Origin of the sequence: Vibrio sp. 10N.286.51.E5 (genome assembly GCF_041469125.1) — a bacterium.
GTDB classification, from domain to species: domain Bacteria; phylum Pseudomonadota; class Gammaproteobacteria; order Enterobacterales; family Vibrionaceae; genus Vibrio; species Vibrio crassostreae_C.
Map to the genome: position 1 here is coordinate 1 of NZ_JBFRJZ010000010.1, position 24815 is coordinate 24815.

At 43.8% G+C, this 24815-nt stretch carries 15 protein-coding genes and 1 riboswitch; of the genes, 9 read left to right on the forward strand and 6 right to left on the reverse strand.

The features are described from left to right. Window positions 1-534: 534 nt before the first annotated feature. Complete coding sequence (locus tag AB4161_RS03010; protein WP_017061334.1) at window positions 535-1815, reverse strand: sodium:proton antiporter; 1281 nt, start codon at window positions 1813-1815, stop codon at window positions 535-537. 169 nt (window positions 1816-1984) lie between these two features. Here AB4161_RS03010 and metH point away from each other — a divergent pair, with 169 nt between their 5' ends. Further along, window positions 1985-5662: a methionine synthase gene (gene metH / locus AB4161_RS03015; protein ID WP_371722098.1), complete on the forward strand. Its 3678-nt coding sequence runs from the start codon at window positions 1985-1987 to the stop codon at window positions 5660-5662. Between the two features lie 114 nt (window positions 5663-5776). Here metH and lysC read toward each other — a convergent pair whose 3' ends face one another. Beyond that, complete coding sequence (lysC, locus tag AB4161_RS03020; RefSeq protein WP_372082756.1) at window positions 5777-7144, reverse strand: lysine-sensitive aspartokinase 3; 1368 nt, start codon at window positions 7142-7144, stop codon at window positions 5777-5779. A gap of 108 nt (window positions 7145-7252) precedes the next feature. Continuing rightward, window positions 7253-7430: riboswitch (Lysine riboswitch) on the reverse strand. Between the two features lie 176 nt (window positions 7431-7606). Here lysC and AB4161_RS03025 point away from each other — a divergent pair. After that, window positions 7607-8746, forward strand: a complete 1140-nt coding sequence (locus AB4161_RS03025; protein ID WP_102332733.1) for an alanine--glyoxylate aminotransferase family protein — start codon at window positions 7607-7609, stop codon at window positions 8744-8746. 112 nt (window positions 8747-8858) lie between these two features. On the opposite strand, the gene AB4161_RS03030 is transcribed toward AB4161_RS03025, so the two are convergent. From AB4161_RS03030 to AB4161_RS03045, 4 genes are all read right to left on the reverse strand, one after another. Beyond that, window positions 8859-10622, reverse strand: a complete 1764-nt coding sequence (locus AB4161_RS03030) for a PglL family O-oligosaccharyltransferase (RefSeq protein WP_372082758.1) — start codon at window positions 10620-10622, stop codon at window positions 8859-8861. A gap of 96 nt (window positions 10623-10718) precedes the next feature. Continuing rightward, complete coding sequence (gene uvrA, locus AB4161_RS03035; protein ID WP_102393518.1) at window positions 10719-13550, reverse strand: excinuclease ABC subunit UvrA; 2832 nt, start codon at window positions 13548-13550, stop codon at window positions 10719-10721. Between the two features lie 149 nt (window positions 13551-13699). Next, entirely contained in the window at window positions 13700-14572 is an 873-nt protein-coding gene (gene galU, locus AB4161_RS03040) for a UTP--glucose-1-phosphate uridylyltransferase GalU (protein WP_017061340.1), read from the reverse strand. A gap of 157 nt (window positions 14573-14729) precedes the next feature. Then, window positions 14730-15377 (reverse strand): LuxR C-terminal-related transcriptional regulator, encoded by a 648-nt coding sequence (locus AB4161_RS03045; RefSeq protein ID WP_029235092.1) that lies wholly within the window; start codon window positions 15375-15377, stop codon window positions 14730-14732. 278 nt (window positions 15378-15655) lie between these two features. Between AB4161_RS03045 and AB4161_RS03050 the strand changes: the two genes are divergently transcribed. The 7 genes from AB4161_RS03050 (at window position 15656) to AB4161_RS03080 (ending at window position 24703) form a co-directional block, all read left to right on the forward strand. Next, entirely contained in the window at window positions 15656-16213 is a 558-nt protein-coding gene (locus AB4161_RS03050; RefSeq protein WP_017061342.1) for a single-stranded DNA-binding protein, read from the forward strand. A gap of 152 nt (window positions 16214-16365) precedes the next feature. After that, window positions 16366-17847, forward strand: a complete 1482-nt coding sequence (locus tag AB4161_RS03055) for a tyrosine-type recombinase/integrase (RefSeq protein WP_372082760.1) — start codon at window positions 16366-16368, stop codon at window positions 17845-17847. After that, window positions 17847-19415: a site-specific integrase gene (locus AB4161_RS03060; RefSeq protein ID WP_372082762.1), complete on the forward strand. Its 1569-nt coding sequence runs from the start codon at window positions 17847-17849 to the stop codon at window positions 19413-19415. Before AB4161_RS03055 ends, AB4161_RS03060 begins: the two co-directional genes overlap by 1 nt. Next, on the forward strand, window positions 19412-21580 hold the full coding sequence (locus tag AB4161_RS03065) for a hypothetical protein (protein ID WP_372082763.1): 2169 nt from the start codon (window positions 19412-19414) through the stop codon (window positions 21578-21580). Before AB4161_RS03060 ends, AB4161_RS03065 begins: the two co-directional genes overlap by 4 nt. After that, a complete protein-coding gene (locus AB4161_RS03070; protein WP_025621024.1) occupies window positions 21577-22014 on the forward strand; it encodes a hypothetical protein in 438 nt (145 codons plus the stop codon). The genes AB4161_RS03065 and AB4161_RS03070 overlap by 4 nt, the downstream gene beginning before the upstream one ends. 11 nt (window positions 22015-22025) lie before the next feature. Next, window positions 22026-22493: a hypothetical protein gene (locus tag AB4161_RS03075; RefSeq protein WP_372082765.1), complete on the forward strand. Its 468-nt coding sequence runs from the start codon at window positions 22026-22028 to the stop codon at window positions 22491-22493. Then, on the forward strand, window positions 22484-24703 hold the full coding sequence (locus AB4161_RS03080) for an AAA family ATPase (RefSeq protein WP_372082767.1): 2220 nt from the start codon (window positions 22484-22486) through the stop codon (window positions 24701-24703). The genes AB4161_RS03075 and AB4161_RS03080 overlap by 10 nt, the downstream gene beginning before the upstream one ends. Window positions 24704-24815 lie beyond the last annotated feature (112 nt).

A 24815-nucleotide genomic window follows, 5' to 3' on the forward strand; every position in this document is an offset into this window, starting at 1 on the left:
TTCACAATAATTCATCAATCTTAATTAGATCACATTTTTACTTTAATTGGTATTACAAGTATCACTAGAAGTACTAAGTGTTCCTTTAGCTATCTCTATCGAACACCGATTTAGTGCTGCCTTGCGGTATTTAATGACTTAGTTCAAACCGTTCACCACTCATCTAGCTCCACAGTCCTGTTAATAACTAACGCTATTCTAGCGAGACGTTGAGTCCCGTTATTTTTGTTTCCAGGTGAAAGGTGAAGCCTTTCGATTGAAGCTTATATAACTTGAGAGTGGGTTATTGGGTAGACTAGCGAGTGCGCACAAGAACGAGTTCTCTGTATGACTTAAGCTCCTTAAAGAGTTCTGTCCACCCACATTAAGGCTTTCGATTACTCAAATATTAGCGGTATCAAATATCGATATGAGCTCTATGTTCCACGCACCCCTTTCAACGATAACTTCAGTGAGGGAATTGGCGAGTTTGACTTTCATTAGGTATAAAAAAGGCCACCTAAAGTAGGCGGCCTTGGTTGATCTATTTAGATATTAATCTAGCTCTTTCTCTGCTTGTTTTGCTTTCTCTATCATAGGAGTGATAGTTGAGCCTTGAACCAGAATAGAAAACACAACAACGGCGTATGTCATGACAAGGATTATCTCTTTAACATCGATTGCTTTGTCTTCAATTACCCAGATACCTGAAGGGATTGAAAGTGCCATGGCTAGTGCTAAGCCACCGCGTAAACCACCCCAAGTTAGAATCTTAATCGACCACGGGTTGTAAGTTCTAAAGCGTTTAAATCCGATGTAAGACAAGAAAACACTCAAGTAACGTGCACTCAATACTAGAGGGACTGCGAAAGCCATTAAGATCCAATCTTCTTGGTGGAATTTGAATAACAGCATCGACATACCAATTAGTAGGAATAATACGCCGTTTAAGAATTCATCTATCAATTCCCAGAAATGATCTAAGTGATCTTCACTCTCTTTTGAGAATCCGATAAAGCGAGTCCAGTTACCAATCATGATACCTGAGACCACCATCGCTAATGGTCCTGATACATGTAGAACTTCAGCAAACGCATAACCAGCAGTTGGAATGCCGATGGTTAATAGCAACTCCATCGAGTGGTCGTCGGTGTTGCTGATTAGGTAATGGAATACAAGACCTAAAACAAAACCGTAGACGATGCCGCCAATTGCCTCTTGAACGAATAGCATGGTCACACTACCGACGGTTGGCGCTTCTGTGCCGAATGCGATAGTAAATAGGGTTACGAAGATAACTAAGCCAAAACCATCGTTGAATAGAGATTCTCCCTCGATTTGAGTAGAGATTCTTCTGGGAGCGTCGAGTTTCTTTACTATTGCTAGCACGGCGATGGGATCGGTTGGAGAGATTAGCGAGCCAAAGAGTAGGCAGTAAATCAGATCAAATTGAATACCGATGAACTGGCAAAACCCGTACAGCACAAAACCGATAAAGAATGTTGAAAACAGCGTAGCACCTAACGCGAGTACTGTTATTTCCCATTTCTGGTCTTTTAGGTTTGGTAATTTGATTCCCAAACCGCCTGCAAATAGTAAGAATCCTAATATCCCTTTTAGAAGGAAATCTTCAAAATTGATACTGGCAACGGTCTCTGAGGCAATGTCTGCCAATTGGAACCAATTATTTTGTCCCGCAATGATAATCAATAGAGATAACATCATTGAGCCAGCTGTGATGGCGATGGTTGTCTGCATTTTACCAATTTTTGTATTCACGAAAGCAATAAGCATGGCTGCAGCGGACAAGAAGCATAAGGTGTAATAGACCGACATTGGGATTCCAACATGTAACAAAGTATGAATATGAATTTTCGTTGTCTCATGCTCAAATAGCAAACATTTTTTTGTCATGACTCAGTAATCAATTTCCTTTTTTAGACGTCTAGACTCCTTTTTAATGTGTGATAGGATGGAGGGATAATTAAAGGAATGAGGTTGTACCGTGGGAAGTAATGTAAGGCAAAAGATTGACGCTCTGTTGAAGCAACGAATTTTACTGATTGATGGTGGCATGGGCACCATGATTCAGGATTATAAATTGGAAGAGCAAGACTATCGTGGTGAACGCTTTGCTGATTGGCACAGTGACTTGAAGGGCAACAATGACCTTTTAGTTCTTACACAGCCTAAGCTTATCAAAGATATCCATATGGAGTATTTGGAAGCTGGGGCTGACATCCTCGAAACCAATACCTTTAACGCTACAACCATCGCTATGGCCGACTATGATATGGAAAGCCTTAGTGAAGAGATTAACTTTGCTGCTGCCAAGCTTGCTCGTGAAGCAGCTGATGAATGGACTGCAAAGACCCCAGATAAACCTCGCTTCGTCGCGGGTGTATTAGGTCCAACCAACCGAACTTGTTCTATCTCGCCTGATGTAAACGATCCAGGTTACCGTAATGTTAGCTTTGACGAACTGGTTGAAGCCTATTCTGAATCGACTCGCGCGCTCATTAAGGGCGGTTCAGATTTAATTCTTATTGAAACTATCTTTGATACGTTAAACGCGAAAGCGTGTGCCTTTGCCGTTGAATCTGTTTTTGAAGAGGTGGGTATTGCTCTTCCAGTGATGATTTCCGGTACCATCACTGACGCATCAGGTCGTACCCTTTCAGGACAGACGACAGAAGCATTCTACAACGCCCTTCGTCATGTAAAACCAATCTCATTTGGATTGAACTGTGCATTGGGCCCTGATGAACTGCGTGAGTATGTCGGTGAGATGTCTCGTATCTCAGAGTGCAATGTTTCTGCTCACCCTAATGCGGGTTTGCCTAATGCATTTGGCGAGTATGACCTTTCTCCTGAGGATATGGCTGAACATGTTAAAGAGTGGGCTGAAAGTGGCTTCTTGAACCTAATTGGTGGGTGTTGTGGTACTACTCCAGAGCATATCCGTGAAATGGCTGAGGCCGTTGAAGGTGTAACGCCGCGTCAATTGCCAGACTTACCAGTTTCTTGTCGTCTTTCGGGACTAGAGCCACTGACGATAGCTAAAGAATCTTTGTTCGTGAATGTAGGTGAGCGGACCAATGTTACCGGCTCTGCACGCTTTAAGCGCCTTATCAAAGAAGAGCTCTACGACGAAGCCTTGAGTGTAGCTCGAGAGCAAGTCGAGAATGGTGCTCAAATTATCGATATCAACATGGATGAAGGGATGCTAGACGCCGAGGCGTGTATGGTTAAATTCCTGAATCTATGTGCTTCAGAACCTGAAATCTCGAAAGTACCTGTTATGGTCGATTCTTCTAAGTGGGAAGTTATCGAAGCTGGCCTAAAGTGTATTCAAGGCAAAGGCATCGTTAACTCAATCTCTCTAAAAGAAGGCAAAGAGAAGTTTGTTGAGCAAGCCAAATTAGTTCGTCGTTATGGTGCTGCTGTCATCGTGATGGCGTTTGATGAAGTCGGGCAGGCTGATACTCGAGAGCGTAAAGTCGAAATCTGTACCAATGCCTACAACATTCTTGTTGATGAAGTCGGTTTCCCACCAGAAGATATTATTTTTGACCCGAATATTTTCGCAGTGGCTACTGGTATCGATGAGCATAATAACTATGCGGTTGATTTCATTGAAGCAGTAGGAGACATCAAACGCGATCTCCCGCATGCGATGATCTCTGGCGGTGTGTCGAATGTTTCATTCTCATTCCGTGGTAATAACTACGTCCGTGAGGCTATTCACGCGGTATTCCTATATCACTGTTTTAAAAACGGTATGGATATGGGCATTGTAAACGCTGGTCAGTTGGAAATTTACGATAATGTTCCAGAAGATCTGCGTGATGCTGTTGAAGATGTCGTACTAAACCGTCGTGATGATTCGACTGAAAGATTGCTGGATATGGCGACCGAATACCTAGAGCGTGCTGTTGGTAAGGTTGAAGATAAATCTGCATTAGAGTGGCGAACTTGGCCTGTAGAGAAGCGTTTGGAGCACTCTTTGGTAAAAGGTATCACCGACTTTATTGTTGAAGATACCGAAGAAGCTCGTGTTAATGCCTCTCGTCCTATTGAAGTGATTGAAGGTCCTCTAATGGACGGAATGAACGTTGTTGGTGACCTGTTTGGTGAAGGTAAGATGTTCTTACCACAGGTTGTAAAGTCTGCGCGTGTGATGAAACAGGCGGTTGCCCATTTAGAACCATTCATTAATGCATCCAAAGAAGTGGGCGCAACTAACGGTAAGATTTTGTTAGCGACCGTTAAAGGTGACGTTCACGATATCGGTAAAAATATCGTTGGTGTGGTTTTACAGTGTAATAACTACGAAATTATCGACTTAGGTGTGATGGTTTCTTGCGAGAAGATTCTCAAGGTAGCGAAAGAAGAGAATGTCGACATTATTGGCCTGTCTGGGCTGATTACACCGTCTCTTGATGAAATGGTACATGTTGCTAAAGAAATGGAGAGACAGGGTTTCAAGCTGCCTCTTCTGATTGGCGGCGCAACCACATCTAAAGCTCACACAGCAGTTAAGATTGAGCAGAATTATTCAGAACCTGTTGTATACGTAAATAATGCCTCGCGTGCAGTGGGTGTTTGTACTTCACTACTTTCTGATGAATTGAAACCCGCTTTCGTTGAGAAGCTGGATATCGATTACGATCGCGTTCGAGATCAGCACAATCGTAAGAAACCTCGTACCAAGCCTGTCACGCTTGAAAGAGCTCGTGCCAATAAAGTTGCTATCGATTGGGATGCGTATACGCCACCTGCACCCGCTAAGCCGGGAGTTCACATCTTCAATGATTTTGATGTGGCGACTTTGCGTCAGTACATCGATTGGACTCCATTCTTTATGACATGGTCATTGGTTGGTAAATACCCTGCAATCCTTGATCATGAAGAAGTGGGTGAAGAGGCAAAACGTTTATTCAAAGATGCTAATGATTTACTGGATCGCGTAGAGAAAGAGAAATTACTTGAAGCGCGTGGCATGTGTGCCATGTTCCCAGCGAACAGTGTTGGTGATGATATTGAGGTGTATACCGATGAATCTCGTACCGAAGTTCTAAAGGTTCTACACAATCTTCGTCAACAAACAGAGAAACCAAAAGGCTTTAACTACTGTTTGTCTGATTACATTGCGCCAAAAGAAAGCGGTAAAGCGGATTGGATTGGTGGCTTTGCGGTTACGGGTGGTATTGGTGAGCGAGAGCTGGCTGATGAATACAAAGCGAAAGGCGATGACTACAACGCGATTATGATTCAGGCGGTTGCTGACCGATTGGCTGAGGCGTTCGCGGAATATCTGCATAAAGAAGTGAGAAAGGATATTTGGGGTTACTCGCCAGATGAGAATTTGTCTAACGACGATTTGATTCGAGAGAAATACCAAGGTATTCGTCCAGCTCCAGGTTATCCTGCTTGCCCTGAGCATACAGAGAAAGGCACGTTGTGGGAGCTGATGGATGTTGAAAAGGCAATCGATATGTCATTAACGACAAGCTACGCGATGTGGCCTGGTGCCTCAGTGTCTGGTATGTACTTCTCACACCCTGATGCTAGATACTTTGCTATTGCACAGATTCAACAGGATCAAGTGGATAGCTATGCTGACCGCAAAGGTTGGGATATGTTAGAAGCCGAGAAGTGGTTAGGTCCAAACATTAACTAGTTTGAACCTATGAAGAGATTTGATTCGTAAAGTAAAAAGAGAAAGGGTTGCTGAATAGCAACCCTTTTTGTACCTGTGATTTAGTTATTTATCTGTCGATGATAAACGGACTTTCTATTCAAATAACTCTTGGTGAAGTTTTTGAATCGCCAGCTTAGAAACAGATTCATCTAGCAAGAAACACAGGTTGTGTGGGCTTGCTCCGTAACAAATCATGCGCAGGTTGAAATCTTCAAGAGTGCCGAATACCTGCTTCGCATAGCCTTTGCTTTCACTCATGTTGTTACCAATAAGTGCAACAAGGCATAGGTCGTGCTCAATATCAACGGAACACAGCTCTTCAAGCTCAAGGCGAGCGGCTTCAGGTAACTCCGGAGCACCACCTGATGTATCTGTTTGATCCAGAGTAAGTGACACACTGATCTCTGAGGTAGTGATAAGATCGACCGAGATCTTATGCTTAGCAAGGATCTCGAACACCTTTGCCAAGAAGCCATATGCATGGAACATGTTAGCACTGCGTAGCGTAACCATAGTTTGGTTGCAGCGTAGGGCAAGCGCTCTAAATAGAGGAGAGCTCTCAACTTCTTGACGAATCCAAGTACCACCGAGCTCTGGTGCTTTAGAAGAGCCGACAAATACCGGGATTTGGTGGCGTAATGCAGGTACTAGAGTCGATGGATGCAAGATCTTCGCACCAAAGTTTGCCATTTCCGATGCTTCACTAAAGCTGATCTCTGGGATAGGAGAAGCTTTAGGTGCAATACGAGGGTCAGTGGTGTAAATACCCGGAACATCCGTCCAGATTTCTAGACCAATCGCCTTTACAGATTCGGCAATCAATGCTGCTGAGTAATCACTGCCACCGCGGCCTAAAGTCGTGGTGTTGCCTTTGCTATCAGCACCGATAAAACCTTGTGTAACGACAACTTGTTGTTGGCAAAGTGGAATCAGTTTCTGTTGCGCTAGAGCGGCAATATCTTCTAGTTGAGGTTCGGCTTTACCAAAATCATCATTAGTGCGCATCACATCTCTGATATCAAAGCGAACAGCAGGAGTGCCTCGTTCACGGATGATCTGAGCCAAGATGTGTGTCGACATCAACTCGCCACATGCGACAAGGTGATCCGTCAGTTTAGTGCTTGTTTGGAATGATGCAGCCTCGGCAGCGCTCGCAATGTCATCAAGAATGCTGTGAACTTCTTTTTCGATGCTGATTGGATCTGCGAGTTGGTCAAGAATTGCGTTATGAATCTCCGCTAATTGCGCCATTAATTCCTGACGACGTGCTTTATCTTGAACACCATTTGCCAGTTCAACCAGCAAGTTAGTGACACCAGAGCATGCACTACTCACGACCAGTTTCGTGTTTGAGTTGTTTTCAATAATGGCAGCACAACGGCTCATTGCTTCAAAGTTGGCAACACTTGTTCCACCAAACTTAGCGACATTAAAAGAACCAGCTACATTAGATGCACTCACGATATATCTCCCACGACTTCCTAAAATAAAATTACGGTTGGGTAATCCAACGTCCGATGTTTTTCGAAGAGAGTTTTAGAGCAAAAAGAGAGGAATTATTAGAATAGTAACCTCAGAAGCTCTTCACCATATAGAAATGGCGACAGTTGACGGGATTCAGCCCGCTCAACCGATAATAAAGGTCCTGCATCCTTTTATTATCTCGGCACTGCTCCCCATAAATGTTTTGTATTGGAAATGCGGTTCCACAAAACATCTGCCTGGGCAGTGCTCCTCTTCTGCTAGATAGCCGTTTCATTGAACGTTTTTGTGGTAACAATGTCAATCCGTAACTTGAGATAATTGAAAAATAATTTTAACAATGATGTGACAGTGGTTTGACCTCAATACTTATGGCTAATTGCTGAGGTAATCAATTTGCTTTAGGGTGGATTGTTCACAACATTAACGTAAGGGATGTACATGTCTAATTTCACACTCACTACTGCTATCGATAGCTTTTATCCACCACACCGAACGTTAATGGGACCTGGTCCTTCAGATATCTCACCTCAAGTGTTACAGGCTTTGAGCCGTCCAACCATAGGTCACTTAGATCCGCTGTTTATTGCGATGATGGACGAGCTTAAACAGCTTCTTAAATACGCTTTTCAGACTGAAAACGAATTTACGATTGCCGTTTCTGCACCGGGCAGTGCGGGTATGGAGACCTGTTTTGTTAACTTGATTGAGCCTGGTGAAAAGGTGATTGTTTGTCGTAACGGTGTCTTCGGTGAGCGTATGCGAGAAAACGTGGTGCGTTGTGGTGGCGAAGCCATCCTTGTTGATGACGAATGGGGCAAGCCCGTTTCAGTTGAAAAGGTAGAACAAGCATTGGCAGAAAACCCCGATGCCGTTGCTGTTGCATTTGTGCATGCAGAGACATCAACCGGAGCGTTATCTGATGCTCAAGCTATCTCTGCTGTCGCTCGTCAGTTTGATGCGTTAACGATTGTTGATGCAGTGACATCATTAGGTGGTGTGCCATTGCTGGTTGATGAGTGGCAGCTTGATGCGGTTTATTCTGGCAGCCAAAAGTGTCTGTCTTGTGTGCCAGGGCTATCTCCAGTGACTTTCTCTCAGCGTGCGGTTGATAAAATGAAAGCCCGTAAAGCACCAGTGCAAAGCTGGTTTTTGGATCAAAGTTTAGTATTAGGTTACTGGAGTGGAGAAGGTAAGCGTAGCTACCACCATACCGCACCCGTGAACAGCCTTTATGCTCTGCATGAGTCGCTGGTTTTGTTGAAAAATGAAGGCTTAGATAATGCGTGGTCTCGTCATCATGCGATGCACCAAGAGCTTAAAGAAGGCGTAGAAGCTCTAGGGTTAAAGTTTGTGGTTGATGAAGAGAGCCGCCTGCCGCAGCTTAATGCACTTTATTTCCCAGAAGGAATTGATGAGGCTAAGATCAGAACGCAGCTTTTAGAAGAATATAATCTTGAAATCGGTGCTGGGCTTGGCTCTTTGGCTGGTAAGGCATGGCGTATCGGCCTAATGGGTTACGGTGCTCGTAAAGAGAATGTCGCGTTGTGCCTAAAAGCGCTAAAAGATGTTTTGAAGTAGCTGCATGAACTGAAATTAAAAAGAAAAGCGCACGAGAGATCGTGCGCTTTTTTGTATCTACCCCAAGCTCCTACTGCCTACTAAGTGAAGCTTGCGTTGCGAATTCTTAACATTATTCTGCAGACGAAACGTTATCTTCTGCTTGTGACACTTTCTTATACTGAACCTTTGAAAAGTCTCTGTTAGGGAATAAAAAGTTCGCTTCGCTACGAATTTGCTCTGCTTTACTTTCTTCTCCTAGGCCTTGATACGCCAGAATCAGATTGCTGTAGAAAGCCGGTCTTGGTTTGCTCTTAATGATCTCCAGTGACCAATCGATGTAAGGCTGTATAAGGCTCGGGTCGGCTTTGTAGAGGCCGATATTAAGGTAAGTGCTGTATATATCCCAATCGTAGCGATCTTTCCACACCACTGGGTTCGTTACCTGCTTAAGAATGTCCGGATTTTTCGGCTTAGACAGTTCAAACTTAGTCAGTACATAGTTGGTGTGCAGGGCGCTCAACATATAAAAACTGACCAAAATAGGGAGCACTAAGCTCAACACTCTAAATAGGGTCTTGCTGATGATACTGAACGACTGTTGATAATGTCGGGAAGAGCGCTGATCTACCCAGTAAATCAATATAATGAATGTTATCCAGTGAATCGCCGAGTGGTAAAAAGGATACTCAAGTTGAGAGTGCAAAAGGATTGGGATAAATAACGCGAGCAGGGCTAGACGTGTTCCCTTTGCTGAACTTGTTATGCGTGACATCACCAATATTGCAGCAATCAAGATTCCGATGATTGGTACAATCCCCCCTTCAACTCCCCAAAACAGGAACTCATTGTGCGGGTGATCCATTGAAGGAAGACCTGGATGATAGTTCGAGTTGAGTTGATGTTGGCGAGCTGTATATAGCGTGTATTCAGACTCAAATTTCCCGTAACCATAACCTGTAAATGGCTTTTCGATCATCATATCTAAAGCTTGCGGGAACGTATAAGCGCGCGGGCTTTCTAGGTTTGCTCTCTTGCTAGCGATACTATCTGTCGCACTTAGGCTGATCACCGTAAAAGCGACGACGACACCGACGAGCACTGATGCGCACCATCCGTAGAAGCGTTTCTTGGTCGAGAACTTGTATAGATAGGGCAGAATGCAGATAAACCCAATGACAGCGGCCAACCATCCGGTACGTGATGCGATGATGATCAGCAAGGGCACGGTTAAGGTTGGAGTTAAATACAGTAGGAATGATTCGCTGATCTTATGGTTATATTTAGCCGGCTGCCTTGCTAAAAGGTAAGCGGACAGCACAAAACCAGTAGCAAGAAAGCTTGCCATTACATTCGGTTGTTGAAATATCCCATATGGTCGGTTTGCAGCAGTGTTGTAGCCAAATAGGTTGCCAGGTTCTAATAAGAAATATTGCACATAGCCAAATAGTGCTTGTATAACAACAGCAAGTACAATGAACCACAACATACGTTGCTTGTGTTTATTGCTGAACTTAAATTGCTGCAGCACCACAAATAAGGCAAAGCCCGTCCACAATCCAAGCAAGCGTCCTGACGCTCCTTGAGGTGCAGCATTGCTGTATAAAATGGGTAGCGTGAGTATGATGCAGCTAATCAACAAGCCAATTGTTAATTTGGAATACTTGAGTACTCGATTGGTCGCGAGTTGGTAAAAGCCAATCGCTAGCGTGAAGCTTAGCGCTAGCCAAGTGGTAGGGTTAAAGGATAGAGCAAGGCCCGAACCACCAGGATTCGGCATGAAAAAATGCATAGCTAACAAGAATACAACAGCTAAAGAAGCCAGAAATGCTTTGTTGAGTGGTAGCTGAGTGACCTGATTTTCTAGCTGAGTACCGCTAGTGTGTATTGTTGCCATAAATCCCTAACCTTATAAAAACAGAGCTTGTTCCTTCTGAAACAAGCTCTGTTACTTTAACATTTTTCTGTCTGCCCGCAGGGCGCTATTTTACACCTACTTCAAATTTAACATAGGCTTAAGGAAGCGAGCAGTGTGTGAACCTTCGACTAACGCCACATCTTCAGGTGTACCCTCTGCAACAATCTCACCACCACCTTGCCCACCTTCTGGGCCAAGATCTAGGATCCAGTCTGCTGTTTTAACGACATCTAGGTTGTGCTCAATCACGACAACTGTATTACCGTGATCACGCAGTCTATGTAATACCGTCAGTAGCTGCTGGATATCGTGGAAATGAAGGCCTGTTGTTGGCTCATCGAGAATGTATAAGGTTTTTCCCGTGTCTCGTTTAGACAGTTCACGCGCTAATTTAACACGCTGAGCTTCACCACCAGATAAGGTTGTAGCTGCTTGCCCTAAGCGAATGTAAGAGAGGCCAACGTCCATTAAAGTTTGCAGTTTACGAGCGATAACAGGTACCGGGTTGAAGTATTCACGAGCATCTTCCACAGTCATCTCTAGAACTTCGTCAATGGTTTTACCTTTGTAGCGGACCTCTAGAGTCTCACGGTTATAGCGCTTACCTTTACACACATCACAAGGCACATACACATCGGGTAAGAAGTGCATCTCTACCTTGATTACGCCGTCTCCCTGACAAGCCTCACAACGACCACCACGAACGTTAAAGCTGAATCGACCTGGCTTGTAACCACGAGAACGTGATTCCTGAGTGCCCGCGAATAGTTCACGAATAGGGGTGAAAATCCCTGTGTAGGTCGCAGGGTTTGATCTTGGTGTACGACCGATAGGGCTTTGATCTATGTCGATTACCTTATCAAAATGTTCTAACCCTTTAATCTTTTTGTGCTTTGCTGGAACTGCAGTCGTGGCACCGTTTAATTGAGTGTGGGCGACTTTAAAGAAGGTATCGTTGATAAGCGTTGATTTACCCGAACCTGATACGCCCGTAATACAACTGAACAAGCCAACAGGAATTGTCGCGGTCACATTCTTTAGGTTGTTCCCCGTTGCGCCAACGATCTCGACGACCTTCTTCTTGTCGATAGGCGTTCTCTTTTCAGGCACTGCAATTTCTTTAGCACCGCTCAGGTATTGGCCTGTCAAAGAGTTCGGGTTTTCGATGATGTCTTGCATGGTACCTTCTGCCACCACGTGACCACCGTGCACCCCTGCTCCTGGACCGATATCGATAACATGGTCAGCACAACGAATTGCATCTTCGTCATGTTCCACAACAAGTACCGTATTACCTAAGTCTCTCAGGTGAATTAAGGTTTGCAATAGACGTTCATTATCGCGCTGGTGGAGACCAATTGATGGCTCATCAAGTACATACATAACGCCAACTAAACCGGCACCGATTTGGCTCGCCAAACGAATACGTTGCGCCTCACCACCAGACAGCGTTTCAGCACTGCGTGATAGGTTAAGGTAGTTCAAACCAACGTTGACTAAGAAATGCAGACGATCATTGATCTCTTTCATCACTTTATCTGCGATCTGCCCACGTTGACCGTCTAGCTTCAATTCTTGGAAAAATTGTAGTGCGTCAGCAATGCTAAGTTCAACGATTTCCGGAAGTGTTGTATCACCAATGAAAACATTACGAGCTTCTAATCTCAGGCGAGTGCCATCACAGCTAGAGCACGATTTGGTTGAGATGTATTTAGCAAGATCTTCACGCACTGCGCTCGATTCAGTATCACGGTAACGGCGCTCCAAGGTATTTAAAATGCCCTCAAATGGATGACGCTTAACCCGAATATCACCTCGGTCATTGATGTACTTGAATTCCACTTCAGTACGACCTGATCCTTTTAGAATGATCTCTTGAGTCTTTTTCGGTAGAGAATTAAATGGCGCATACAGATCAAAACCATAATGTTCTGACAGCGACGTTAGCATTTGGAAATAGTAGTAGTTCTTTTGATCCCAACCTTTTATCGCACCTTCAGCAATGCTTAGGTTCTCATCTAAAATCACTCGGCTTGGATCAAAATACTGTTGAACACCAAGACCATCACACGTACCACATGCTCCTGCCGGGTTATTAAATGAGAACAGGCGAGGCTCAAGCTCTTGCATGCTGTAACCACATTTAGGACAAGCGAAGTTAGCAGAGAATACGATCTCTTCTTGATCCGTTTCGTCCATCCAGCCGACGACAGCGATACCGCCAGAGAGCTCTAATGTGGTCTCGAATGACTCGGCTAAACGCTGTTGAAGATCAGGACGAACCTTGAATCTGTCTACCACAACTTCAATGGTGTGCTTCTTATGAAGTTCAAGTGCTGGTGGATCGGATAGATCACAGGTTTCACCATCAATTCGGGCTCGGATAAAGCCTTGCGCAGCTAAGTTTTCCAGTGTTTTAACATGCTCACCTTTGCGCTCTTTGATAATCGGTGCCATCAACATCATCTTTGAGCCTTCAGGCAGTTCTAAGACCTTATCCACCATTTGACTGATGGTTTGTGCTGCTAGAGGGATGTTGTGGTCTGGACAGCGAGGTTCGCCTACTCGCGCATACAATAATCTGAGGTAATCATAGACTTCGGTAATGGTACCGACGGTTGAGCGAGGGTTATGTGAAGTCGATTTTTGTTCTATTGAGATAGCTGGAGACAGACCTTCAATATGGTCGACATCAGGCTTTTCCATAAGAGATAGAAATTGACGAGCGTAAGCAGACAGAGATTCAACATAACGACGCTGACCTTCTGCGTAGAGTGTGTCAAACGCAAGTGACGACTTTCCTGAACCCGATAATCCGGTGATGACAGTCAGTTTGTCACGTGGAATGGTTAGGTTGACGTCTTTGAGGTTATGCGTACGAGCGCCTCTAATTTCTATTTTATCCATCTCAATAGACCATGTAATTTTAAGTGGCTAAAGTATTACATAGAGTGAGATTTGTGCAAAGTTTTACTGGATAAAAAAACAGTAAACAAAAAGGGCGACTCAAAGAGTCGCCCTTTCTAAAATCAGTAACGTTAGTGATTAACCAGTCGTTATGCTTCTTTCTTGGTCGAGTGTTTACCTAGCTCGATTTGCTGCTGGTCTTTCTTGTATAGGTTTTCGAAGCAGTAGTTTGTTGCTTCGATATAGCCTTCAACACTACCACAGTCAAAACGTTGGCCTTTAAATTTGTAAGCCAATACACAGCCTGCTTTTGCCTGTTTTAGCAATGCATCAGTGATCTGGATTTCGCCGCCTTTACCTGGTTCTGTCTGCTCGATTAATTCAAAGATATCTGGAGTCAGAATATAACGACCAATGATCGCTAGGTTGCTTGGTGCTGTACCTTGCTCTGGCTTCTCTACCATGTCATCAACTCGGAAAAGGTCATCTTTGATCATTTCGCCAGAGATAACACCGTACTTGTGAGTCTCTTCTTCTGGAACTTCTTGTACAGCAACAATAGAACAGCGGAACTGTTTGTATAGCGCAACCATCTGAGCTAGCACGCCTTGTTGCTCGTTCACACAAAGGTCATCAGCAAGTACTACTGCGAACGGTTCATCGCCTACAAGTTCGCGACCCGTTAAAATAGCATGGCCAAGGCCTTTCATCTCACGTTGACGAATGTAGGTGAAGTTTGCCGCTTCAATCGTTTCACGGATATTAACCAATAGGTCTTCTTTATTGGTGCCGCTAATCTGGTGCTCAAGCTCGTAGTTTTTATCAAAGTGATCCATGATCGAGTGCTTACCACGTCCAGTAACGATGCACATTCCATCCATACCAGCTTCGATAGCTTCCTCTACACCGTATTCAATCAGAGGTTTGTTTACTACAGGCATCATTTCTTTAGGCATTGACTTGGTTGCAGGTAAAAAACGTGTACCGTAGCCAGCTGCCGGGAAAAGGCACTTTTTGATCATGATAAGACCCTTTATCTATAATAATTATTGATTCAACCTGAGTGGTTGATATTTCTGAGGGCAACTCTAGCATAAGTTATGTCGAAAATTCAGCAATAATAGCCATGGTTTACTAGAGCTTCCCTCAAAATTATCGTCAGACTAAGAGGTGGGTCGATTATGCAAGCAGGTTCTGGTTTGCCCATGCTATCGCTTGAACTCTATTTTTTACCGCAAGCTTACGGAATATTTGATAGAGGTGAGATTTAACCGTGAACTCACTAATAAACAAGTCATCGGCGATTTGTGTGTTTGAAGACCCGGATTGAAGACAGCGAATCACCTGGATCTCACGAATGGTTAAATCAACATTGGTTGGTGTGGTGTTGGTATTGACCATATTGCGATAATAAAACAACAGTTGATTGGTTACCTTCCTTGGCAGCCAGTTATCGCCATCAATGACTTCTTGAAGACCACGAGCAATCTTGTCCTTTTGTTCAGTGTTGTAAAAGAGTCCTTTTAGTACCCCATAGGTAAGAAGCTCTGAGGTTGGAAGTTGCTGGGGGACATTGAATAAAATGATTTCGTGATTTTTCCACATAACAGTCAGGTTAGGACAAATAATCAGTAGTTGTGGTACCTCTCTGTAATCGACGAGCAAGATCCGGTTACTCCGCTTTCTATCAACTAGCATTAATTCGTCGGGTGTCATTTTGTAGAGAACAATAGATAAATGCTTTTCTATCTCTTTTACATGTAGATAGGTATCGTTTGGGTCGATGCACAGAAAGTGTAAAGTGCGAGCGTATCTTGATTTTCTCATTGAAACGTCCTGTTTGAGTGGGATTAGATTCCACGTTGTCATGCAGGCTTTAGCTTCTCTAGCGCCTTGATAGTGACTTGCGTTGAATATCAATTATCAAAGTAAATGAGTGGTTTGTAAGTGGAGAAAAAAGCAACATCGCTCTGAATATCATGATTTGTTACGTTTTTATTCTTTGTAGTGAGGAGAGAATAGGAATGCGATTTATCACTGCAGAAAAGCATGCTATTCTTGTGCGCTAAAATTTTCTGAGACTATGAATTTAGACGGAGCAAATCATGGCTAGCCGTGGAGTTAACAAAGTTATATTAGTGGGTAACCTAGGTAATGACCCTGAAATTCGTTACATGCCAAATGGCGGCGCAGTAGCGAACATTACCATTGCAACGTCAGAGTCATGGCGTGATAAAGCAACTGGCGAGCAGCGTGAAAAAACAGAATGGCACCGTGTTGCTCTGTTTGGCAAGCTTGCGGAAGTTGCTGGTGAGTACCTACGTAAAGGTTCTCAAGTTTACATTGAAGGTCAACTTCAAACACGTAAATGGCAAGATCAAAGCGGTCAAGATCGCTACACAACTGAAGTGGTTGTTCAAGGCTTCAATGGTGTAATGCAAATGCTTGGCGGCCGTGCTCAAGGTGGTGCTCCTGCTCAAGGTGGCATGGGTAACAACCAACAGCAAGGTGGTTGGGGTCAGCCACAGCAGCCACAACAACAGCAACAACAATACAGTGCTCCCGCTCAACAGCAGCCAAAAGCACCTCAACAAGCACCTCAGCAGGCTCAACCTCAATATAATGAGCCGCCAATGGATTTTGATGATGACATCCCATTTTGACACCTCCAATAATGGAAAAACTTGATTTATTATTGAGTGAATAGTTTAAAGCCCCGTTTTTACGGGGCTTTTTTGTTTTCTGCTTAAAAAATAAACTTGATTTAAAGTTGCCACCTTACTACAATAAATTAAACTTGATTTATGGTGATGATATGGAACTTCATCGAGAACAACTCATTTTTCAAAACGGAGAGCGTTTCTCCTGTTTATCGGATGCTAATGGTGTGCCTGATTTCTGGACGACTTTGTTCCTTACAACGCACTATAGAGGGTCAACCCAAGAGACAATGAGGAACATTTCGAATGTTCTCGTTCATTTTCTACTTTGGGATGAAATGCAGGAACAACCTTTCTTTGAAAAGGTTATTGGTATTGCGGATGCAGATGAAGCGGCTCCAGCGAGCCAATTTTCACTACCAGAATTCCTTTCAACGCTTGAAGCTAGATCTCTAGCTCACCATTGCAAACTTCAGACGAAAGCTGTACGGCGTAAGCACACGCAGAAAACTGAAAGCAACGTAATTTCTATGAGAGCACAGTTACCTTCATCTGTGGTTCCAGATGAGGTAGTAGGAGTGAAGCTACACCGTCATCGCCTGAAGGTCGTAGCTGAGTTTCTTCACTTTATGGTAGATGTAGGTCTACGCCATTACTCCCATTACGCTTATTACTTAGATGCTGCTGAAAAAGTTAAGCAAGTGATAATTAAACAGCGACCAAAACGACAAGGCGCTCGTGCAAAACGAAATGATCCTGACAAGAAGGCACCACCACCCGAAGTTTTTGAAGAAATTATGCGAATTGCTGAGCCTGAATGTATAGATAACCCCTTTACAGCTTTGGTTCGCGAAAGGAATTATCTAATTATCAGAGTGCTTTATGACACAGGTATGCGTGTAGGGGAACTACTTCAGTTAAAAGTCGCTGATGTAAATTTCGCGGCGCAAACCATTTCAATCGTGCGTCGGCATGATGATCCTGAGGACATCTGGAGGGGGCTTGAACCAAATGCTAAAACACTGGAGCGCGATCTACCAATATCCCTTGAGCTGACAGATGTGTTGCGCGATTACGTGATAGGAGAAAGGAGGCATATAGTACAAGTACTTCCTGCAAGCCAAAGCCATGGTTTCTTGTTTGTTTCCAGTAAGAATACTGTCGGGCAACCGTTGAGTATCAAGCAATGTTCCAAGCTCCTATTGAAGATTGCTCGTGATAAAGGGCTGGCTTCGTTTATTGAAGCGGAAGGTATTAAGGTGGATAAGTTGGCAGGCGCTCACGCATATCGACATAACCGAAACAATTTAATTTCCAGAATTATCGATATAAATAACCGTTTAGCGCGTGAGGAAGGGCGAATGGATGACATTATATCTGAAAAGAAAGAGATACAAATACGCATGTACATCATGGGACATAGTGATGAGAAGTCTGCTGAAGTTTACAACCTTCGCCATACAAAGGAATCGGCTGAAAAAATCAGTATGACACTTATGAAGGAAGAGTCAGAGAAGATGCGCAAATTCAATGGCAAAGTTAATGAGGTTGCAGAAGAAGAGCTTAAGAAGCTTATTCCTAGCGTATTGGGAGTTGCCTATGAGCTTTCTGATAATGCTGAAAAGGAGAATAAATAGTGAATGCAGCAGTTGAATTTAAGCTCCCTAAATGTGAACCACTTCATCGAACCTCCAAGGCTGGTTATAAGTTCGATGTACATTCTGAATTTTGGAAACTTGGTCATGATTATACCCTCAATTGGGGGCTGTTAAACTATCAGAAGGCTGACTCAGAGCTTTGCCAAGGCTTGAGGTTAACCTTGGCGAGAATGGCTGAGGAAGTATCTGAATCTCATATAAAGGGTTGTTATACCTACATTAGGCGTTATTTTCTTGATACTCCCCATTACACGGGGGGAGAAATTACTGATACACAAATTTTAAATTTGAAAGCGAGTCTAGATAAGGAAAATGAGTATAAGCTAGGTACTATTCGTGCGCTTTTACGCAACTGGATTGACTGGGAATATTCAGGCGTCCAAAAAGGCATGACGCCATTCTTAGATAGTCTCAAGCTTCATGGGAATGTTAAAGGGAAGGCTGTCTTACATAGCTGTCCCCACTCTGGGCCTTGGACTGTTACGGAGCAGCAATTACTTATGAGTTGGGCAGCTAATGCATTCTTAACTGAGCAGCTAACTCTACGTGAATATGCATGGTTCATGATTTGCTATCAGACGGCACGACGTCCGATTCAACTTCGCCAGCTACGGATCTGTGATCTTAATGTTGAAGTAGTCAAAGGAAAACAAATCTACTCAGTTTCTGTGCCTAGAGCCAAAAAACGTGGTGAAGATGGTGGCTTTCGTAAGAGTTTTCGCTCACTCAATATTACTGAAGATTTGTTTCTAATTTTGATTAACTTAGCAGAGCAAGTTCAGAAACTGGCGAAGAAAAAATTGCCCAAATTGACGAAAGCAGATCTTACAGAATTGCCTCTTTTTGTTGGTAAAGAAGAGCAATTCGATGAGATTTGTACTGTAGATGAGTTTCGTAGCTCCCTAAAAGATGAGCCTGCGAAACTTCACATGAATGTACAGGGTTCATCAGATTTAACTAGAGTTGTTAGCAGAAAATGCAGTGCAATCTCAGAGCGAACTGGTGAAACTATTCACTTCACACCCACTCGTTGTCGCCGCACGCGTGCAACCAATTTAGTTCGTCATGGTATAAGTGGGGTTCAGCTTGCTTACCTGTTAGATCACGAAGATACCCAGAATATAGGTGTTTATACAGGGTATACCCCAGAACTAGCTCTTCGAATTTTTGCCAAAATGAATGAAGCTATGAGCTTTTTAGCTGCAATGTTTGAAGACCGTCTGATAACTGATGAGTCAGAAGCAGTTCGTTCAGGGGATCCCGCGAGCAGAAGACACATTAGTGGAATGAAGCATGTCGGAAACTGTGCTGGTAGTGCTTGTGATAGTGGCGTCAAAATTTGTGTGTCATGTGCTCGTTTTCAGCCGCTTCTACATGCACCATGGGATGAGCTTTTGGTTGATTTAACTGAGGAAATGGAAGACCGCCGAGAGAATGGTGCTAGTGATTTAGTTCTTCAGTCTTATGACCTAGCGATTGTTCATGTCGCTGCAATTATGAAAGCTTGTGATTATAAAATTCAAGCACTTAATGAGGGGGCTGCATGAGTGTGATTCCTTTTAAATCCAGAAAAGAACTTACCTGTGAACAGAACCTCAAAGCTTTTACAGACCGAGCTAAATTCGAGCTAACACTGTATGAAGATCAAGGTGGTTTCAAGTCAGTTAACTGGAAAACAGCTAAGAACCTTGGCATGCAGTTTACAGAATATGAGTCTTCTGCTGGAAAAGCTGATGGCAAACCATTTGAACAGCCTTTCTTAGATTTTGCTCGTGCTTATGTTCGAGAGCAACAGAGTATAAAGGAAATTGCCCCTAGTCATATGATGCGGGCGCTTAAAGCAACATATTGTGGATTGAAGGAAGTTCATGGCATTGCTGACATATTGTTACTTGATGAACCTACAATTACTAAGGCTAGAGAGTCTGTAGAAGATCGACTGACACCACAGGCTCGTTATGGCACTGGCGGTCATATGAAAAAGCTCTTTAAATGGCTAAAAGATAATAGAATATGTTTGCGTCACACCCCTTGGAAGAAAAGTCCGTGGCCTAGGCAAAAAGATCGCGCTGAAGGAACATCAAAAGATGATCGGGATTGGCAAGAAGAGCGCTTACTCGAAAGTCATGAATTGGCTGCTTTAGCTGATGCGTTTACCAAGGCAAAGAAGCCTTATGAAGTTTATTGGTCGAGCTGTGCTGTTTTACTTATGTTTGCGCCAAACCGCGCTGGTGAGCTGTATTTTCTGACCACGGATTGCCTATTCGAGACCACTGCTATTGAGACTACTCAAAATCCAGATACGGGTGAAGTCGAAGAGAAGGAAACTGTAGTTTTAAATCTACGATGGAAAGCAGCTAAGGGTGGAGGGACAATCCTAAAACCAGTTCATCCTAAGTTAGAGCAGACCGTGAGAGAGGCCGTCGCTCGACTCACAGAGCTTGGTAAGCCAGCGCGAGAGGCGGCAGCTTGGGCAACTGAGCATCCCAATAATTTCTTTCGTCACTCAGAGTGTATTACTAGTTTGAATCATGGAGAAAACGAAGCTCTAACCTATGCCGAAATGTGTGCTGCTATGAGGCTTACTCCAAAGAGTAAAGTTTCTGCTGATACTATGGATGTACAGCAAATGGCTCTTGCATTGAGTAGTCCCAAATGGTTCTTGAACTTGATAAAAGACAAGAACCAGATCTCCTATCGTGATCTAGCTGAATACACAGTGATGAAATACTCTAAGCAGTATCCTAGTTGGCCGAACATAGAAGAAGTTGGAGCGCCTGTTAGTAAAGCTTTATGTCTTGTGAGAGACAATGAATTTCATAAAGATTTCTTGGCTAAAGAGTATAGCTGGGTTACTCCGAGCGTAAATGAGTTCAATACTGCTTTGGGATCTTCAGATAGCCGAACAGAAGTTAAAGATTCAATGTTTGAACAATTGAATATCCGTAATGAAGATGAATCTCCAATCGCTATTTCTACTCACCAAATTCGAACATGGCTATCTACAATGGCTGAGCGCGGAGAAATGGACTCTCTGGATCTCGCGATGTTTGCAGGTCGCACACGAATTCAAGACAACAAAGCATATGATTTGCGTACACCTGAAGAGAGGGAGGCGACAGCTCGTGCTGTTCTCAATATCCCTAAAGCTAGTGTTCTTAGCTTACCCAAAGATAATGGACTTAGAGCCATTGAAGCAGTGAAAGTAGGTGTGCCAATTACTTATGAAATGTTAGGGAATCAGAATCGTGTTGGAGCAGCGCAGCCTACTGGATGGGGAGTATGCGAGCATGATTGGACGATGGCTCCATGTACAAAAGCGGGTGATTGCGTGGCTTGTAAAGATCATGCCTGCATCAAAGGTTTGCCCAAAAGCTTGGAACGACTTCGAAATCTGGAACTGGCTCAAACCAAAGAGTTTGAAATATCGGTAGACGCTTGCCGTCGCGGTGAATATGGAGCTGAAGCTTGGCTGAAATTCAATGGTAGACGATTAGCGATCACACGCACTGTGATCAAAATGTATGAAGACGGAAATATTCCAGAAGGAACAGTAATTCGAATTCCGAAAGAGTTAGATCCCACTGAGACACAAATAGCTCTCATCGAAAACGGTTTGAAAGTCGATATTAATGTTCAGGATTCCGTTAGCCAAAGTGTGATTGATCGTACTCAGAACGAACTACTAGCACTGTTTGGAGGTGAGGCATGAAAAAGAAGATTATTACAGACAAAGAGCTTCCAATCGTAGAGGACGTGCTAGCAAAATGGTCGGGTAAACTCACTTGGCCTGCGTTTGCAGATGCGCTTGCCAAGCGCCTAAATCGCGACTCAATATCGACATTTACTCTTATGGGAGACGATGGGATCAAGCAGGCTTTTAAGCGTCGAAAGCAGACGCTGAAAGATAAACCTCAAGTGATGACTGAGACTGGGGACGTCACCATTGATGCTCTTCTTAAGGAAAATGCTGAACTCAAGGGGCAAATTGAGCACCTAAAAGCAGAGCATTCCGTGAAAGAAAAAATCTGGAAAGAGACATTTATTCGTTGGCAATACAACCTATCTCAAATGCCCAATGTAGATATGTCCAAGCTACAGCAAAAGATTAATGAACCCCTTCCCCAAACAGACAGGGATGCTTGAGGGAGGCCGCTATGAGTCAATTGAAAGCACAAGAAACGATTAACCGCCTTATGAACTGGATTGCTGAACGGGACGAGTTGAATGACTTCGGAGAGTACCGCAATGGAGACAAGGTTAACCGAGCAAATCTTATTGATGAAGGTGTGTTGAAGCGGTCTCAACTAAGTGTCAATGGAAACCCTAAGCTCAGAGAGCTTCTAGTTGAGGCAGAGAGGCGTTGGTATGGAGAGTCTAATGAATCCATTGCTTCTCATAAAGATGCGCGAGAGAGAGCCGAGCGGCGATCTAATCAGAATTCAGCAGAAGTGAGTAGACTGAGGAAAGAGTTGGCTGAAGTTAAAGCTGAATTAAGTCCACTTAAATCTGAACTTGCTTCGCTCAGGTCTGAGAACCAAGAGTTACGTCAAGAGCTGGGTATTCAGAAGTCGCGAGAAGCTGCGGTGGTTCGTAATTATGGGGAGTTGTCTGGATGGGATTGATGACAGTCCAAGTAACGAACATTCGTCAATTTCATCAGGCGACAGCGATAGCTGTTTCGCATGATGGCTCCCAAGTGCCGAGAACTAGAACTTTAGCCATTAGTTTTCCCCAAAACGTTTTTTCTGAGGTGAAAGTTGGCACTCTTTGGGAGGTTCAAGGAGAGTTGACCAGTCAGACGTATGAAATTGAAGGATGGCGTCATACAGAAGATTTGCTAGTAGCTAAAAGTGCTGTGTTTAAAAGGCTTTCTGGAGAAGTGTTGGCTTTCTATTTGGCTAAGAATGTCGAAGGCGTAGGTAGTGTCATAGCAAGTAGAGTCGCTCGTACCGAGAATATTGAGCAAATTATCCTCGACAAAGACATCGAGCGGCTTTGTTTGATAAAAGGCGTGGATAAACAACGTGCCTATTCACTTGTCCACTACTGGCCTGATGGGCAAATGATGGAAGCGATTGAATGGGTGCAGAAGGAAAATATGAATCCGCACCTTGGCCGAAGAATGATTGAAGTGTTTGGGCCTAAAGCTATTCAAACCGTCAAACAAAACCCTTTTCTACTATTGGCGCTGGGCGCAACATGGAAAGAAGCCCTGGCTCTGGCTGAGTCGTTAGATATGAGTCTCGATAGCCCCCAAGTGCTTTGTGCTGTAGCTGAACAGGCTGCTGCAAATTTGACTCTTAAAACGGGTGATATTGTCGTTCACGAAGAAGCCTTGTGTGCTGCTGCTTTTAAGCTCATAAGACGCAAGAAAGCGTTGAAGTCCATGGTTGATGTTGCCATAGCACACAACATATTAGTCAGAGTTGGCGATAAAGGGTTAGTTCCGATAGGAAGCGCACTAATCGAAGACAAAGTTGCTCGAACGATCACTGACAAAATCAATAGAAAACGGGGTGAAGGGTCACTCTTAGCGATATGGGAACGAGCAGTTACTGAAACAAATGTTCGTGCCGCTTTATCTCAATTTGAGAGCACGCTGCCGTTTGAGCTGACAAAAGAGCAACGAGAGGCGGTAATAGGTGCAGTTCTTGCCCCTGTTGCTTGCATTTCAGGTGGCGCAGGCACTGGTAAAACAACCATTCTACAGGCTGTCCTAGCAGTTTATCGAGTGCTCGCTGATGAGTTAACTATAAAGCAGGTTGCTCTCAGTGGGCGAGCTTCTCAGCGTATGTCTGAGAGTACAGGGTATGAAGCTTGCACTATCGCGAAATTGATTTCTGACCACTTGGGAGAAGGCAAGAAACCATTGCCAGAGCATATTCTTCTTATTATCGATGAAGCATCAATGATCGATATCTTCTCAATGTATCGGTTGTGTGGGATTTTGCCTGAAGCTACGCGCATTTTATTTGTCGGTGATGTAGCGCAGCTACCTCCTATTGGGGCTGGGTTAGTGTTTCATAGTTTAACCAAGCCTAATATGCCCTTGCCAACCTTTAACCTTTCGCAAGTGAAGAGACAGGCTTCGGAGTCAGGTATTTATCGCTTTGCCACCGCTATCAGGAATAGTGAAACCTATCAATTGCCATTGACAAACAGGCTGTTATCAGAGAGTGAAGATGCAAGTCTGGAAACAGAGATGACTCTGGATAGGGCTTATGACCTTTGGTGTCAGGCGGGAGGAAGAGATAATACTGTTCTGTTATCGCCTGTGCGTAAAGGAATACTCGGTGTAGACAGCATTAACTCTGATTTCCAGAAACGTGTAGGTGGGAATCGTAAGTTGGTGAAGAATCCGCTTATTCCTCATTTTGAGTGGCGCAATACTAAGGGACAGTGGCTGTTAGAAGGCGATCCTGTGATGGTAAACCAAAATGACTATGCATTGGACGTTCGCAATGGAGACTTGGGCTATATTAGTGAGGTGTTTGACACGGTTTTTGAAGACGGCTCAGTGGGGACTTTGATGTTAGACAGCGGCTCGATTCCACTAACAATCGAACTCTTAGAAAAGCTTGAATTAGCGTATGCTATTACTGTTCATAAAAGCCAAGGATCACAGTGGACAACCACGATTATGACCTTACCTGAAGAAGCCAGTCATATGATCGATCAAACTCTCCTCTACACGGGAGCTACTCGCCCAAAGCAACAACTTGTTATTATGGGTACACAGTCTTCAATCGAGACAGCAGTACGCAAAGGTAATATCGCTCTCAAGCGGAAGGTTTGCTTAGGTGGTTTAGTTTCACAGGCTGCGCAATTTTAATACACTGCTTCGACTTCATTTCAAGGTCAAAAAACAGCTATAGGGATGTTTTCTCTGGTATTATTATGCAACATATAGAGTAAGAGTTAATAGGGTTGCTTTCCTGATGTTA

Coding starts and splice junctions, on each gene's coding strand:
- AB4161_RS03065 (WP_372082763.1), top strand. CDS start 19,412: ATGAGTGTGATTCCTTTTAAATCCAGAAAAGAACTTACCTGTGAACAG.
- AB4161_RS03050 (WP_017061342.1), top strand. CDS start 15,656: ATGGCTAGCCGTGGAGTTAACAAAGTTATATTAGTGGGTAACCTAGGT.
- AB4161_RS03030 (WP_372082758.1), bottom strand. CDS start 10,622: ATGGCAACAATACACACTAGCGGTACTCAGCTAGAAAATCAGGTCACT.
- uvrA (WP_102393518.1), bottom strand. CDS start 13,550: ATGGATAAAATAGAAATTAGAGGCGCTCGTACGCATAACCTCAAAGAC.
- AB4161_RS03025 (WP_102332733.1), top strand. CDS start 7,607: ATGTCTAATTTCACACTCACTACTGCTATCGATAGCTTTTATCCACCA.
- AB4161_RS03080 (WP_372082767.1), top strand. CDS start 22,484: ATGGGATTGATGACAGTCCAAGTAACGAACATTCGTCAATTTCATCAG.
- AB4161_RS03075 (WP_372082765.1), top strand. CDS start 22,026: ATGAGTCAATTGAAAGCACAAGAAACGATTAACCGCCTTATGAACTGG.
- AB4161_RS03045 (WP_029235092.1), bottom strand. CDS start 15,377: ATGAGAAAATCAAGATACGCTCGCACTTTACACTTTCTGTGCATCGAC.
- AB4161_RS03055 (WP_372082760.1), top strand. CDS start 16,366: ATGGAACTTCATCGAGAACAACTCATTTTTCAAAACGGAGAGCGTTTC.
- galU (WP_017061340.1), bottom strand. CDS start 14,572: ATGATCAAAAAGTGCCTTTTCCCGGCAGCTGGCTACGGTACACGTTTT.
- AB4161_RS03010 (WP_017061334.1), bottom strand. CDS start 1,815: ATGTCGGTCTATTACACCTTATGCTTCTTGTCCGCTGCAGCCATGCTT.
- AB4161_RS03070 (WP_025621024.1), top strand. CDS start 21,577: ATGAAAAAGAAGATTATTACAGACAAAGAGCTTCCAATCGTAGAGGAC.